This is a genomic window from Chryseobacterium sp. WG14 (assembly GCF_024586945.1).
Lineage (GTDB): Bacteria > Bacteroidota > Bacteroidia > Flavobacteriales > Weeksellaceae > Chryseobacterium.
The window spans coordinates 121,600-136,939 of record NZ_JALCZD010000006.1; the positions used below are offsets into that span (position 1 = coordinate 121,600).

Genomic DNA, 15,340 nt, shown 5'->3' on the forward strand with positions numbered 1-15,340 from the left:
GTCTTTATACAACAAATATATAAACTAGGGCATCATTATAACGTTGAAACTTAATAATTATGAAAAAAAACAGATCAGATGGTCCCGAGAAGGAGAGCGCCCAGCAACATGATCACCGATGACCCGATAGCCCATTTCAACGTATATTTCAGGTGGTCTGAATATTCTACCCCGGCCAATGACACCAATAAATAGGTGGAAGGAACCAACGGACTGAGCAGATGGGAAGCCTGCCCCACAAGACTTGCCCTCCCAAGAATATCAGGAGCAATTCCCAGCTGATGGCCTGTGGCTTCAACAATAGGTAATATTCCAAAATAATAGGCATCATTGGTAAGGAAAAAGGTAAGAGGAACACTGAATACAGCCGTGATAATATTCAAATAACCTCCCCAGCTTTTAGGAACGATTTCTATCATGCTGTTACCCATTGCCTGCATAATACCTGATCCGTTAAGAATTCCGGTGAAAATTCCTGCACCAAAGATCATTCCTGCTACCGATAAAGCATTTCCTGCATGTTTAGACATGATTTTCTGCTGGTCTTTCAGTTTAGGATAATTGATAACAGAAGCTATACAGAAAGCAATCATAAAGGCAATTCCCAGCGGAACAATATCTAAAATCATAACGGTAAGAAGAACAATGGTAAGGCAGAGATTCACCCAAATCAGTTTGGGACGCAGGAGCCTAGGATCCGACTCACCGGTAATATCACTGGCTGCATAACGGGTATACTTCCCATGTTTTGCAATTCTTTTCTTTTCCTTTCTTCCCAGAATATAGGCTACAAATATAACCCAGGCAATTCCCAGTACCATAATAGGAATCATAGGTACAAAAATTTCTGTGTGCCCCAGTTTCAGGGAGCTCATTACTCTGGCTGTAGGGCCGCCCCATGGAAGAATATTCATAATTCCTCCGGCCAGCATGATAATACAGGTTAATACGAGTGGGTTTATTCCTTGTTTTTTGTAAAGAGGTAACATGGCAGCCACTACAATAATATAAGTAGAAGAACCGTCACCGTCCAATGAAACCAGTGTGGTAAGAATAGCTGTTCCAATCGTTGTTTTGATAGGATTATCTCCAACGGCTTTTAAAATAAGATTCACGAGAGGCTCAAAAAGCCCGGTGTCTATCATTAAGCTGAAATAAAGTATAGCAAAGATCAGCATAACACCGGTAAGGGCTATTTCCTTAACTCCGTTTTTCATCATCTCCCCCAAGTGAGGGCCAAAACCAGCAAATAATGCCACTGTGACAGGGATAATCACCAGGGCGGTAAGCGGAGTCATTTTTTTATTCATGATAAGCACCATAAAGATGATGATCATCAGAAACCCAAGGAATGTAAGCATAATAATGAGTGTATTTAGATTATTTGTTTTTGTTTTTTCTCCAGTCGAAGCTGTTTCTATAGCCGATATAGGCATAGTTACTGGTAGACCCGGTTTCCAGCTGGTTGATAAATGCAACTTCTATTGCGGAATTTTTTCCGGTTTTTATACCTATTCCTGCTGTCAGACGATTGCTGTCAAATGGGTCTTCTTTCACGACATTCATCCTGATTTCATTTTTCAGAATACCGTACAGCTTTTCTTTTTCTCCGGCTCTGTTGAAAGGAATTCTCAGAGAAATAAGATAACGCAGTCTTACAATAAATTCGTCCGGATTGCTTATAAAACGTTCTTCCACACGGAAACGGTGAGAAATAGATGTTCTTCCTATATTACCTCCCAGTGATACCTGCTGGAAAGGCCTTTTTTCATACCTTTCTTTTTTAGAGCTGTCTGAGCGGTAAGAGTCCAGAACCAAAAACATAGCTCCCACCGCAGGGCGTACCTCATTGGCAACTTCATAATCTACATAGGCAGAGACCAGGAAAAGCCTTGTATCATAAGCCATATCAAAAGAACGGTATTGAGAAAGTGCTGTCAAAGTATTTTTATCAGTCAGTTTTGCTGACATTAAGTACTGAAACCACATATTGTAGTTATCACGGCTTTGTGCATCAACAAGCCTGCTGAATCCCAATACTATGATTATAATTAATTGTAATTTAATTTTCATGTAAGATTTGATTAATATCCCGATGTCTCAAATATATTTATAAGAAGAAGCCGGGAATTTATTTTTCAATCAATGGCTGTTTTTATCAGTGAACTGCAATCTGGCGTAAAAAGATGCTATATTTGAAAAATGGGAAAATTCATTTAACCGGATGTTTTTACTGATAAATATCATATTTATATTATTGGTTTTCAGGATCTTATTTAATGCGAAGGTTTTGGAAACGCTCATGAAATACCACTGGGGATTTTTGCTGAGGTTTCAGCATATTTTTTTCTTTTTGGTGTTCCTGGCTATTATTTTTTTCACCGAAAACTACTTTTTAGATGTTCCGGAATTGATATGGAGTGTATTGTTTGCATTTATTCTGAATATAGGAATCTATTATCTGGTCTATTTTTATCTGGTTCCCCAGTTTTACCTTTCCAATAAATACCCGGAATTTATTCTGTATGCTTTGATATGTTTTCTGGTTTCAAGTCTTTTCAGAATTTTACTGGAACCTGCTGTATTTAATATGAAGTTTAATGAAATCCTCTCCAATACTAAATTTCTGTACAATGTATATACTGTCCAGGGGATTGTGATTCTTGTTGCTTCATTTTTGGGAATAACAAAAGATAAATTTCTTATTGAGCAGGATTTTAAAAATCTGGGTGAAGAAAAAGATCAGCTGTATCTTGATCTCCTGAAATCCAAACTGAATCCTCATTTTTTATTGAATACACTTAATAATATTTATTCCAAGAGTATTACCCCATCCGAAAATACTTCAGAATCTATTTTGCACCTGAGTAAATTACTTCAATATGTTATTTATGACACCAATAAAGAATATATTACGATCTCACAGGAATTTTCTTCGATCCAGTCTCTCAAAGGACTCTATCAGCTGAAATATAATAACCTGCAGGATATCAGTTTTGATATTGAAGATGAAGAAATCCTGGACCTGATTGAAATACCACCGTCTGTTTGTCTTACCTTATTTGAAAATGCATTAAAACATTCTGCGATGGGTATAGAAGCGGGAAGCTTTATAAAACTAAGCTATACAATAGAGAATCATGAATTTTTATTCGATATCAGAAATTCCGTTGCCCAAAACAGGACTCTGGTCAGTAATCTTAATGATAGTGGGCTGGGAAATGAAGCGGTGATCAGTATTTTGAAAAAATATTATCCTGAGAGATTTACTTTTATATCCGAAAGTATGGAAAACAATATGTATCAGACTATATTAAAAATTAAACTGTAATGGCCAACCTGACGATTGTAAGTGTAGATGATGAATATCCGGCATTAGAACTGATCCGGCATTATTGTGAGCGGATGGAAGATGTCGATCTGCTGGAAGTATTTCAGAATCCTCAGGATGCCCTTGAATACCTGAAGGAAAATAGAGTAGACCTCGTAATTCTGGACATTAATATGCCTTATATCAACGGAATTGAACTTTTACTTCAGCTTCCCTATAAACCCCTGTGTATATTTCTTACACTGGAAACCCAGTATGCTGTAAAAGCTTTTGAACTTGATGTCGTTCATTACCTGGTAAAACCGGTAGACTTTGAAACTTTTAGAAAAGCAGTGACCAAAGCAAAGGATTTTCTTCAGTTTAAAAAATCTACGAAAGATCAAAAGAAGGAAGACTTTATTATGTTCAAATCCAATTATATCATGAATAAAGTTTTACTGGAAGATATCAAATGGATTCAGGGATTTGGAGAATATATCATCCTGATTACCCATTTGAAAAAATATATGATCCTTGAGCGAATGTCTAATTTCGAAGAAAAGTTTCAAAACTTAGGCTTTATAAGGATTCACAAATCCTATATAGTATTGTCCTCTCACATCAGTTCTTATGATACCGCGAATGTATACCTTAAAGACGGGGAGAAACTTCCGCTTGGGAGAACATATAAAAATTCTTTAAAAGCTTATCTGAATTAATTTTTCCTAGTAAAGTTTCCCACAGATTATACAGCTCCCGCAGATTTTGGGCTTTAACCGAAAATGATGAAGCTGTTTTATAAGAAAAAAGGTTGCCTCCTGTTTAAGACAACCTTTTATTTTTTTATGATTTTTTTCCTGAGGCCTGCATCGGATTTACTTTTCCGTTTGCACCTCCTCTTACGGAGCCTGCTTCCTGTTTTTGTTTAAATAACTGGAATTTGGAAGTTCCGCTGCTGGATCCGGTACTACTCCAGAAGTTATTGGAAGTATCAATATCAGCTGTTTCTTTCATAGGATCAAGCTGTATAGATACTAATTTCTTATCAAAATAATACGTCTTGGAAACCTTCTGTTCATTAAGCCTCCAGATTTGAGCCGATGATTTATCGTAAGATTTTGAGCCGTCTTCAAAAGTAAACTCAAGGATGATAGGCATGATCAGCCCACCTTTATTAGTAAAATCTATCTGATAAGCCGTAAGGTTTTTGAATTTCTCTTTATCCTTAGCATCCAAAGGAGTGGAGGCTTCAGTTTTGGCAGTGTATTCCTTATGGGTATCTATTTTTTCCTGACCTCTGTCATATCTGTAATAGAAGTCCTGAAGATCTTTGTCTTTATCCACATAAAAAGTAATATTCTTATCCTCTCTGTTTCTTATTTTAGAAATATCTTCGAAGCTGTTTACCAAAGGACTTTCTACCTGGTATTTTTTCTCGGAAGCTGCTTTTAGTGTTTCCAGATCAGGAGTAGCAACAGTAACTTTATCAATGGCAATATCTACCGGATCCGTTCCGTAGAACCAGCCTCTCCAGAACCAGTCAAGATCCTCACCGCTGGCATCTTCCATGGTACGGAAAAGATCGGCAGGTTCAGGGTGTTTGAATGCCCATCTTTTAGCATAGGTTTTGAATGCTTTATCAAAAAGTTCTCTTCCCATGATGGTTTCACGAAGGATGTTCAGCCCAGTCGCCGGTTTTGAATAAGCATTGGGTCCATACTGAACGATGTTTTCAGAATTACTCATGATGGGTTCCAGCTGATCTTTCGGAAGTTTCATATAATCTACGATCGTCCATGCCGGTCCTCTTTTAGATGGGAATTTATTATCCCATTTTTCTTCCGTAAGATATTCTGTGAAGGTATTGAGGCCTTCATCCATCCAGGCCCACTGTCTTTCATCAGAATTGATGATCATGGGGAAGAAGTTGTGGCCTACCTCATGGATGATCACTCCGATCATTCCATTTTTGGTTCCTTCAGAATAGGTTCCGTCTTTTTCGGTTCTTCCGAAATTGAAACAGATCATCGGGTATTCCATACCGTTGGCTGCTTCCACAGATTGTGCTACAGGATAAGGATAGGGAATGGTAAATTCCGAATAGGTTTTAATGGTATGGGCTACTGCTTTTGTGGAAAACTTTCTGTAAAGTCCGTAAGATTCTTTAGGATAGAAACTCATAGCCATTACCTTATTATTGTTTTCAGGAATGGTTACCTGCATTCCGTCCCACACAAATTTTCTTGAAGAAGTCCATGCGAAATCTCTTACATTATTCGCTTCAAAAACCCATGTTTTTCTCTGTTTTGAATGGTTTTTCTCTGCTTTTTTAGCTTCATCCAAAGTGACAATCTCTATAGGTTCATTTGCCGCTTCAGCTTTTCTATATCTTGATAACTGATCAGAAGTTAAAACCTGATCATAATTTTTACATTCCCCGGTTCCGCCCACAATATGATCTGCCGGAACATTCACGGAAACTTTAAAATCTCCAAAAACGAGTGCAAATTCACCTCTTCCCGTAAACTGATGGTTTTGCCATCCCTGGAAATCACTGTATACACACATTCTGGGATACCATTGTGTCATGGTAAAAAGATCATTGCCGTCTTCGGGAAAGTTTTCATAACCGCCACGGCCACCCATTTTTATTCTGTTGGAAATATTATAATTCCAGTCTATTGTAAAGATGAGCTTTTCTCCTTTTTTCAATGCTTTTGGAAGATCTATACGCATCATCGTTTTGTTGACAGTATATTTCAGAGGATTTCCGGAAGCATCCGTTACTTTTTCAAGGTTTACTCCATACCCGTTGTCTTTTACAGGGAGCTCAGTTGCTTTAAGCTGCTGATCGTTTGTAGAAGCAGGAAGTACAGATGAGGCTCCATATCCTGCATTTCTGATATTGGAATGTTCATTTTCGTCTAGCTGAAGCCAGATATAATCCAAATCATCAGGAGAATTATTGTAATAGGTAATCGTTTCAGAACCCTTCAGGTTTTTTTTGTCTTCATCTAGGTAAGCCGTGATATTGTAATCCGCTCTGTTCTGCCAGTATCCGTGTCCCGGAGCTCCTGAAGCTGTTCTGTAAATATTAGGTGTAGGAAGTATGGTCCCGAGCTGCTCGAATTTATTTCCGTGGTTGCTGCCAGGATTATTCTGAATATTTTGTGCGGTGAAACCTGTATATGCAAATACAGAAAGTGAAAGTATAACAACTTTTAGCTTCATAACCGAAATGATTTAATAATGATCAAAGATAATAATAAGCTGTTGAAATAATGAAAATATTTCAAGGTTAAAAAGGAATTCTTTCCAATGCCATTTTTAGAGATAATGCAAATACTCCCGAAGAAACAAACAATACCCAATCCTTTTTATTGACCTTGAAAATTTTAAGCAAAATAAAAAGAATGATTAAAATTGCAAAAACAATGATGATTTGTCCTAGCTCCAGGCCGATATTGAAACCAAGAAGCGGAATAGCAATACCCTGGCTTTTTGCAATCATTACTCTCGCCGTATTCGCAAAACCCATACCATGGATCAGACCAAAGATCAAGGCAAGATAGTAATTGGCACGCATTAAAGTTTGCTTTTGATTTTTCATCACAATATTATCCAGCGAGGTTACAACAATAGTCAATGGAATTAAAAATTCAACCCAGTCGGAAGGAACCCTGAAAACATCCAGAATACTTAAAGCCAGTGTGATAGAGTGTCCAATGGTAAATGCTGTTACAAGAATCAGAATTTTTTTCCAGTCAGTATAAGAATATACAGCAATCAATGCCAGAACAAAAAGCTGATGGTCTAATGCATCAAGGGAAATAATATGCTCCCATCCAAGGTTTAAATAGAATAGAAAATCCTGCATTTTTACAATAGATTATTTAGTTTTTATTATTATGTTAAATTGATTTAATTGTTGAATTTTTAATACTATACGATTTGTTGAGTTATTAATATTATACATTAATATTTAATTAGATAAAAATTGTATAATTGTAGTGTTAAATAAATGAAAATGGATTTTAAAAAATTACTCTTTGCAAAAGTAAACATTTCACGCGGAGGAGCGAAGCTTCTTAGAAATGCTACAGCTGCTTTTTTAGGATTGTATTCTTATGCTTTTTACGGGCAGGTACAAAAATTAGACTCTCGCTTTGATATTTTGTTAAAAAATAAAGAGAGCCTATTAAAAGGAAATCCTATAAAAGGATTGGAACATGCTGATATGAAATTGGATCAGCATCTGGTGGTGACCTCTAAAGGAGCTCAGACCATGTATTCATGTATTATTTATACTAAAAATCCGGAAAAATTGAAAGCAGATGGCTTTTTAGTACAGACCCAGCTTCCTACTTTTTCTACGGCATTGGTAAGTCTTGAGGACATTGATAAACTTACAAAACTTCCTTATGTAACTTCTGTAATGGCTCCTACCTTTGACGAGCTTCATAATGATGTTAGCAGAGCACAGTCGGGGGCAAGCCTTTTACAGGATGGAGCTTTCAACAATACAGCTTATAATGGAACGGGGGTTTTAGTAGGAATTTATGATACCGGGATTGACTGGAAGCATCCTGATTTCAGAAAAGCTGATGATCAGACAAAAAGTAGAATTGTTTCTATTTGGGATCAGACTCTAACGGCACAGGGAAGTGAGGTCTCTCCGACAGGATTTGCAACAGGAGTGGAGTATACCAGAGCTCAGATTGAAGATGAACTGGACGGTACTCCGGCAGGTTTTGTTCGTGAAAATGATATTAACGGACACGGAACTCACGTAGCCGGTACTGCTGCAGGAAACGGTGCTGCTTTTGCTGATAAAAGACATAAAGGATTCTCATCCGATGCCGATATTGTATTTGTAAAAGGAGGAAACGGATCCTTTCCTACTACGAATACCATTAATGCTTTAACGTATTTCAAGAATGTAGCCACCGCATTAAACAAACCTATCGTTGTCAATATGAGTATCGGTGGGCAGGGAAGTGCTCATGACGGAACATCTTCCCATGAAGTTGCTGTTGACAATTTTACATCTTCAGGACCAGGAAGAGTAGTTGTTATTTCAGCAGGCAATGATTATGGTGCCAATCTTCACAGAAAAGTTGATATAGAAGCAAGTGCTGCACAGTCTTATACTTTTACAGTAGCAAGTAATACTTCTGCTGCCTCAGTATTCAGCTTTATCATGTATGCTAATGATAATACAGCAGTTACTGCAAAATTAACAGCTCCTGATGGCCAGCAGTATACACAGAATATAAGTACAAATACCACGCATAGTATTCTGGGGGGTGGATTTACGGCTACTATGTATAACTATTGGGGATCAGATAATAACAAACGTTATGTTCAGTTAGTTGTCAACAGGGTTACCGGATCTACGGCTAATTGCCAGGGAACGTATACGCTGGAAATTACCAATAACGGAACCCAAACGATTAGTACCCATGGATGGCTTAGCAGCCAGGGAGTTGCTACCACACTACAAAACGGAGATAATGAATATATTGTTGGTTCTCCGGGAAATGCATCAAGTGCCATCACAGTGGCTTCTTATTTGGGAAGAGTAACATGGTATACCACAGGAGGAGGATTTGGATACGGTAATACTCCTCAGGAATTAATATCGTCGTTTAGTGCACAGGGGCCAAGAGTTGATAATTTTCAAAAACCTGATATTACAGGTTCAGGGCAGGCTGTAATTTCTTCAAGATCTAGTAGTTCTGTACCCGATGCTTCGACTATTATTGCAAATACCAACTACTATGTGATGAATCAAGGGACCAGTATGTCATCTCCGGGAATTGCGGGAGCTGTAGGGTTATTGCTTCAGGCGAACCCAACATTGACGGCTGCACAGGTTAAATCACGTCTTACTTCCAATGCTAGAAAAGACGGAGCAACAGGGAACGTCCCAAATGCAAGATGGGGATATGGAAAGTTAGATATTTATAAAGCAGTTACAGATGAAGTAGGATGTGTAAAGTCTAATTTTGAGACTGTTGCATATGATGAACCTTATATTACAGTTAATGCAGAAGCTAATACTACTTTTACCAATGCAGCTTTGGCTGTTCGATATACACCAACGTTAACGGGTAAATTGGGAGGCTTTTCTTTTACAACAGGGTCAGGAGCAATTCCTGCTAATCTTGCGGTTGATATTCAAGTAAGAAAAGTGAATGCTAATGGAGATCCTGGAGATATTATTGCTACAAAAACTATTTCATCATGGGATACCAATATACAAAGATTTACCTGGAATTATGTTGATTTATCTAGCTTAAACGTTCAAATGGTGACGGGGAAAGATTTCTATATTGTCATCAACGGCTTAGGCGGAACTGTGGCTATCAAAAATGAAGCTACTGCAGTAAGCGGACGCAGCAAAACTTCAACGGACGGAACAAGCTGGACAGCAAGAACTTTTGATCTTAAAATGAGAGCGACCATTTATGAAAATGTAGCAGAAGTGAAAACTCTGGCTACTGCTAATCAGACAAAAGCAAGTGCTGTAGCTGCAGGATATAATTATTTTACGAATGCCTGCCAGCTGATTGCCAGAGTTGAAAAAGAAACCGCAAGTACAGTGACAGGAAATGTAACATCAAAAGTATGGGCTGATAATGTACAGCCTAATTATGTTTCAAGAAGATATGAGATTAATCCTGCTACAGATGCAGCAACAGCAACAGGAAAAGTAACATTATATTTTAAACAGGCGGATTTTGATGCCTATAATGCAACAAACGTACTGAAATTGCCAACTTCACCTACAGATGTCGCCAATAAAGCGAATGTAATAGTGGAAAAATATACAGGAACTAGTGCCGGAAACACAGGTACTGTAGCTTCTTTTGGAAGTGCAGCAACAATTATTACTCCTAATGCGGCTGATGTGGTGTGGAATGATACTTACCAATATTGGGAAGTAAGCTTTCAGTCTGCAGGTTTTGGTGGATACTTTGTGAGAACAAACTCTGCATTGGGAACAGTAGATGTTAAACTGAATTCTACAGTGAATATCACTCCAAACCCGGCTAAGGATGTTGTGAGTGTTATGTTAGGAAATTACTCTAAAGCTTTGTTAACTATTCATGATGCATCCGGAAAGTTGGTTAAGACGGCAAATGTTACAAAAGATTCAAATAAAATTGATGTCTCAGCATTGGTAAAAGGAGTCTATATGTTTACAATTGCATTGAATGACAATACAACAATAACTAAAAAAGTGGTTAAGCAGTAAATGTCAGTCAGATTATAATAATAACGGGGCAGCAGTTTTATAACTGCTGCTTTTTTTATATTTGTCAAAAAAACAGAAGTAATGCCGGGTAAATTTTTTTTAATATTTTTTTTATCGCTAACAGTTATTTGTCAGAGTTTCAGAGCTGAAAATGTACATCCTTATCATGTAGGTTCGGTAGAAATAAATTATAACTCAAAATCAAAAACATTTGAGGTAGCCGGAAGGTTTTTCTTAGATGACCTGGAAAACGGGTTGAGTAAGAAGTATGGGAACTCATTTCATTTTAATGATGAAAAATACAAAGCAAGGCTGAACGAAGCCTTACAAAAATATTGCCTGGAGTATTTTAAACTAAAAGCCGATGGCATGTTTCTGAAAATCAGTTATATTGGCTATGAAGAAGATCAGGAATCCGTCAATGTCTTCCTGGAATCAGAGCCGGTAACGAATCCTAAAAAGATAGAAACGGCTGTCAGTTTTCTGTATAATCTGTTTGATGATCAGATTAATATTGTTCATATTATAATGGATGGTCAGCGGAAGAGTGAAAAGTTGTCATATCCTAACCGCTATCTGTATAAACAGTTTTAAATTCCGATAGCGCTATAAAAGATAAAAATTATAAACAGGTACAGCAGGATGTAGCTTTTTTTTATAAATTAACCTTCAAGCTGAAGCAAGGTATTAATTCCTTTTGCATGAGCAAGCAGGTCCGGAAAAAAATCATCATAACATTGCTGCAGGGTATTTTTATTCTCTAAAAAAGCTTCAAAAACAGGAATGTCTTTTTCCAGATATTTAGCTTTATTAAGAACATTCTGAATGCTGAATTTTATCCCCCAGTCTTCACGGTAATTATAAAGCCAGTCGTCATGCTCCATTTTTACCAGCATTTTTTTGAAATTCTCAGGCAGCCATTCCTGATGCTCATTCAGTACCCTGTAAACCTTCAGTGAATGGGCTTTCCATTCTGCTAAAGAATTTAGGGAAAGATCTGTGGCTACAAAATAATCCATGGAAACATCTACAAAGGCTCCTGCATACAACCTTACCAGGGGAGCAAATACCTTTTTTGCTTCATGAATGGCCGGGTGGGAGTCTGTAAAGGTATCAATGGCTCTGTGCAAAGTAATTCCGTCCTGGATATTTTTAGGGAAAGAAAAGCGGTCTTTATTCCGGATAAAATCTTCAAGAAATTGTCCTACGATCTGTCCGTCAGTAAAGGATAGAAAAGAATGAGCCAGATAATTCATATTTTAAAGGTAGGAATTAAATGTGAATGGAAAATATTTCACAGGTAAATACTTTTAAATTTAAACCCCTTCCTGCTTTTTTCTAAATTCAGTAGGCGTCATTCCGGTCATTTTTTTAAAAATAGTATTAAAGGCTGTTTTAGAATTAAACCCGGATTCAAATGCAATCCCCAAGACGGAAAGCTTTTTAAAAGACTCATTTGTTAATAATTTTTTAGCATGTTCTATTCTGTATTTATTAACAAAATGAAAGAAATTTTCATTAAAACCATTGTTCAGAAGATAAGAAAGCTGATGGGCATTCACCTGGGCCAGATCAGAAAGTTTCAGCAGGTTAAGATCGCCATCCAGATAAGGTTTTTCCGTTTCCATTAAAACATTTAGCTTCAGTTTCAGAGTTTCAAATTCATGGTCGGAAATTAATTTCTTCCTTTCTGTCACTTCCTGTTCATTTTCTATTTCAATGGCTAATAACTCATCCCGTTGTTCCTTATTTATGGGATAAATTTCCTGTTGGCGAAGCACATAATAGAGCGTGCTGTAGACAATGAATAAAAATAACAGGTCCATAACCAGATGCTGATGCATTTTGTACACGAAAGTATTAAACAACTCGTAACCAACCGTGATGATGATCATTATAAAAAGCAGAAAACTTAATTTAATAAGCCATTGCAGATCAATATTCTCTGTGTTGGAAGAAATTGTTTTAATTCTTCTCTGATGTTTCCTTATTTTAAAATAAATGATAGCGATATAGGGCAGGTTATGAGAAACATCTATCAATAGTACTGTAATGCGGATGATCGGATTGTTATCTAAATAGAATAATAATATCCAATAGATAACAGGAATGATAAAACAAACCAGGTCCCTCGCTTTAAATGTATAGTTAGGATTAATAAAATAGATAACGCTGAAAAATAAAAGTATAGGAGTAAATATCTGTACAGTATACAGTGAATAGATAAAAAACGGTTCAGCGGGAATTCCGCAAAAACTTAAAATATCCTGGACCCAATAGCTGGACCACAACAATAAAAACATTCCAAAAAAGAAATTGGCTTTCCTGTTGACCCGCATAGGATTTATCAATACCGTAAATGAGAGCAAGGTTAGTCCACCATAAAGCAATACCAGGACAAACTTCTGAATGTTTTCGAGCTGCATTTTTTATTTTATTCTAAAAAAGTCTTTCATGGAAATCTTCAATTTTACTCACTTCCTCAATTTTTATCCCAAATTTTCTTTTCGGTATTTTATTAAGATTGGAAACAAATATTTTTTCATAGCCCAGTTTTTCGGCTTCAGTGATTCTCTGTTCTATCTGAGCTACCGGACGGATCTCTCCACTTAACCCAATTTCTCCGGCAAAACAGAAGTGTTCAGAAATGGCAATGTCTTCATTGGATGAAAGAACGGAGGCTATCACCGCCAGGTCAAGAGCCGGATCATCCGTCTTTATACCTCCGGTAATATTAAGGAAAACATCCTTAGCTCCAAGTTGAAAACCTGCTCTTTTTTCTAATACGGCCAACAGCATATTCAGCCTTTTTGAATCAAAGCCTGTGGAACTTCTCTGTGGTGTTCCATATACAGCAGTGCTTACCAAAGCCTGGATCTCCAATAGCATCGGGCGGTTTCCTTCCAGCGTTACAGCTACCGAGTTACCGGAAAGCTCTTCAAACTTCTTGGTAATCAGAATTTCAGAAGGATTTTTAATTTCCTTTAATCCCTGAGAGATCATCTCGTAAATGCCAATTTCAGAAGTGGAACCAAAACGGTTTTTATTGGCCCTCAGTAACCTGAAAAGATGATTCCTGTCCCCATCGAAGTTCAAAACTACATCTACCATATGTTCCAGCACCTTAGGACCGGCAATTTGCCCGTCTTTGGTGATGTGCCCTACCAGGAATACAGGCGTACTGTTTTCCTTGGCATATTTAATAATTTCATTGGAACATTCCCTGATCTGAGAAACTGTTCCGGGTGAGCTTTCAATCAATTGAGACTGCAGCGTCTGAATAGAATCAATAATGATAAAATCAGGTTCCAGTTTTTTAGCTTCATGAAGAATTTTTTCCAATGATGTTTCGGTGTAAAGAAAACAGTTGGGGTTCTGAACATCCGTAAGCCTGTCTGCCCTCATTTTAATTTGAGAAGCACTTTCCTCACCAGAAACATAGAAGACTTTTTTCTTCATTTTTAAGGCAAGCTGAAGAAGAAGCGTAGATTTTCCAATTCCGGGTTCCCCGCCAATAAGAGTAACCGATCCTAAAACGATCCCACCTCCCAGTACACGATTCAGTTCCTCGGAAGGGGTTTTTATTCTCGGTTCTTCACTGGTTTCCACTTCAATGATATTGATCACATGCTGTTTGGTCTTGGAAAATGGAGGCGTCTTATGAGAGGGTTTTTCCACCACCTCTTCCACTAATGTATTCCATTCTCCACAGTTTTTGCATTGTCCCATCCACTGAGAGTATTGAGAACCACAGTTTTGACAGAAATATGCTGTTTTCAGTTTTGCCATACTGCGAAGTTATAAAAAAATGCATTTTTCTTTCGAAGTTTTACGGGATTTAATAATAAAAACTAACATACATCAATGTCAAGAATATCTTTTATATATTAGCTTTGTTTAAATTAAAATAGTAATATAAAATATAATTACAATGAAAAAAGTTTTTTTATCCTTCGTATTCGCTTTATTAAGTGTATCAGGTTTTGCACAAGGGAGCTGGGCTATTGATCCTATGCATTCTTCTGTAAATTTTACGATTAAGCATATGGGAATCAGTTTTGTTCAGGGCAGATTCGATAAATTCAGCGGAACGGTAACTACAAAAAATGCCAATCTTGAAAATGCAGCCTTCGATATCAGTGTGGAGGCTGAAACCATCAATACTGGTGTGGAGATGAGAGACAAACATCTTAAAAGTGATGATTTCTTTGGAGCAGGTAAGTATCCTTCAATATTATTGGAAGGAACCTCTGTAGTAAAAGATAAAAACGGTCCCTATACTTTGAAGGCAAAATTGACCATTAAAGATGTACAGAAGGAAATTGCCATCCCTGTAACATTTGGCGGAATAACAAAAAATAAGAATGGAAAAGAAGTGATGGGACTGCAGGGGAAATTCACCATTAACCGTTTGGATTATAATATCAAATATGATCCTACCGGAACGGGAGTAGCAAAAGATGTTGATATCAACGTTTACCTTGAATTGGTAAAACAATAATTGTATATCATTTTAAATAAAAGGGTTTCCAATTCCATGGAAACCCTTTTTTGTTTTTATTATTCTAAAAGTTCTCAGCCTGAGAAATTTACTTTCCTAAATAATAGATAATACAGTTACTAAAATCATCAATCGGTATATTTTAACACCTTGTAATTTGATTTTAATTTGCATACCGAAATTATGGTGGTTACTGCTTTTGGCCATTTGTTTATACCTGATATAAATATTTTTTTAATCAGGTTTTATTATTGTTTGAAGGTTATTT

Annotated in this window: 12 protein-coding genes; 5 read left to right on the forward strand and 7 right to left on the reverse strand. The window is 37.0% G+C overall.

Annotation, left to right across the window (positions count from 1 at the left end; genetic code table 11):
• Positions 1-74: 74 nt before the first annotated feature.
• A complete protein-coding gene (locus tag MP478_RS12295) occupies positions 75-1,436 on the reverse strand; it encodes a CitMHS family transporter (protein ID WP_373691704.1) in 1,362 nt (453 codons plus the stop codon).
• A complete protein-coding gene (locus MP478_RS12300; RefSeq protein WP_257200616.1) occupies positions 1,381-2,073 on the reverse strand; it encodes a DUF2490 domain-containing protein in 693 nt (230 codons plus the stop codon). The genes MP478_RS12295 and MP478_RS12300 overlap by 56 nt, the downstream gene beginning before the upstream one ends.
• Before the next feature lie 151 nt (positions 2,074-2,224).
• Here MP478_RS12300 and MP478_RS12305 point away from each other — a divergent pair, with 151 nt between their 5' ends.
• Both MP478_RS12305 and MP478_RS12310 read left to right on the forward strand, forming a co-directional pair.
• The gene (locus MP478_RS12305; protein ID WP_257200617.1) at positions 2,225-3,331 is read left to right on the forward strand and encodes a sensor histidine kinase; all 1,107 of its coding nucleotides are present in this window, start codon (positions 2,225-2,227) and stop codon (positions 3,329-3,331) included.
• On the forward strand, positions 3,331-4,029 hold the full coding sequence (locus MP478_RS12310; protein WP_257200618.1) for a LytTR family DNA-binding domain-containing protein: 699 nt from the start codon (positions 3,331-3,333) through the stop codon (positions 4,027-4,029). The genes MP478_RS12305 and MP478_RS12310 overlap by 1 nt, the downstream gene beginning before the upstream one ends.
• Positions 4,030-4,153: 124 nt before the next feature.
• Here MP478_RS12310 and MP478_RS12315 read toward each other — a convergent pair whose 3' ends face one another.
• Together MP478_RS12315 and MP478_RS12320 are read right to left on the reverse strand one after the other, a co-directional pair.
• Positions 4,154-6,541 (reverse strand): M1 family metallopeptidase, encoded by a 2,388-nt coding sequence (locus tag MP478_RS12315; protein WP_257200619.1) that lies wholly within the window; start codon positions 6,539-6,541, stop codon positions 4,154-4,156.
• A 67-nt stretch (positions 6,542-6,608) separates the two neighbouring features.
• The gene (locus MP478_RS12320) at positions 6,609-7,187 is read right to left on the reverse strand and encodes a HupE/UreJ family protein (RefSeq protein ID WP_230038143.1); all 579 of its coding nucleotides are present in this window, start codon (positions 7,185-7,187) and stop codon (positions 6,609-6,611) included.
• A gap of 150 nt (positions 7,188-7,337) precedes the next feature.
• On the opposite strand from MP478_RS12320, the gene MP478_RS12325 reads away from it, so the two are divergent.
• Positions 7,338-10,571: a S8/S53 family peptidase gene (locus tag MP478_RS12325; RefSeq protein ID WP_257200620.1), complete on the forward strand. Its 3,234-nt coding sequence runs from the start codon at positions 7,338-7,340 to the stop codon at positions 10,569-10,571.
• Between the two features lie 81 nt (positions 10,572-10,652).
• Positions 10,653-11,165, forward strand: coding sequence for a DUF6702 family protein (locus tag MP478_RS12330; protein ID WP_257200621.1), 513 nt, complete (start codon positions 10,653-10,655; stop codon positions 11,163-11,165).
• 68 nt (positions 11,166-11,233) lie between these two features.
• Here the strand turns inward: MP478_RS12330 and MP478_RS12335 are convergent, their stop codons facing one another.
• From MP478_RS12335 to radA, 3 genes are read right to left on the reverse strand one after another with little or no spacing between them, the layout of a single operon-like run.
• Positions 11,234-11,827: an ACP phosphodiesterase gene (locus tag MP478_RS12335; protein ID WP_257200622.1), complete on the reverse strand. Its 594-nt coding sequence runs from the start codon at positions 11,825-11,827 to the stop codon at positions 11,234-11,236.
• A 60-nt stretch (positions 11,828-11,887) separates the two neighbouring features.
• Positions 11,888-12,997 carry a helix-turn-helix domain-containing protein gene (locus MP478_RS12340; RefSeq protein WP_257189775.1) on the reverse strand — a complete coding sequence of 370 codons (1,110 nt, stop codon included), beginning with the start codon at positions 12,995-12,997 and terminating at the stop codon, positions 11,888-11,890.
• 13 nt (positions 12,998-13,010) lie between these two features.
• Positions 13,011-14,360 (reverse strand): DNA repair protein RadA, encoded by a 1,350-nt coding sequence (gene radA, locus MP478_RS12345; protein WP_257189774.1) that lies wholly within the window; start codon positions 14,358-14,360, stop codon positions 13,011-13,013.
• A gap of 142 nt (positions 14,361-14,502) precedes the next feature.
• On the opposite strand from radA, the gene MP478_RS12350 reads away from it, so the two are divergent.
• On the forward strand, positions 14,503-15,072 hold the full coding sequence (locus tag MP478_RS12350) for a YceI family protein (RefSeq protein ID WP_257189773.1): 570 nt from the start codon (positions 14,503-14,505) through the stop codon (positions 15,070-15,072).
• The last annotated feature ends 268 nt before the right edge of the window (positions 15,073-15,340 follow it).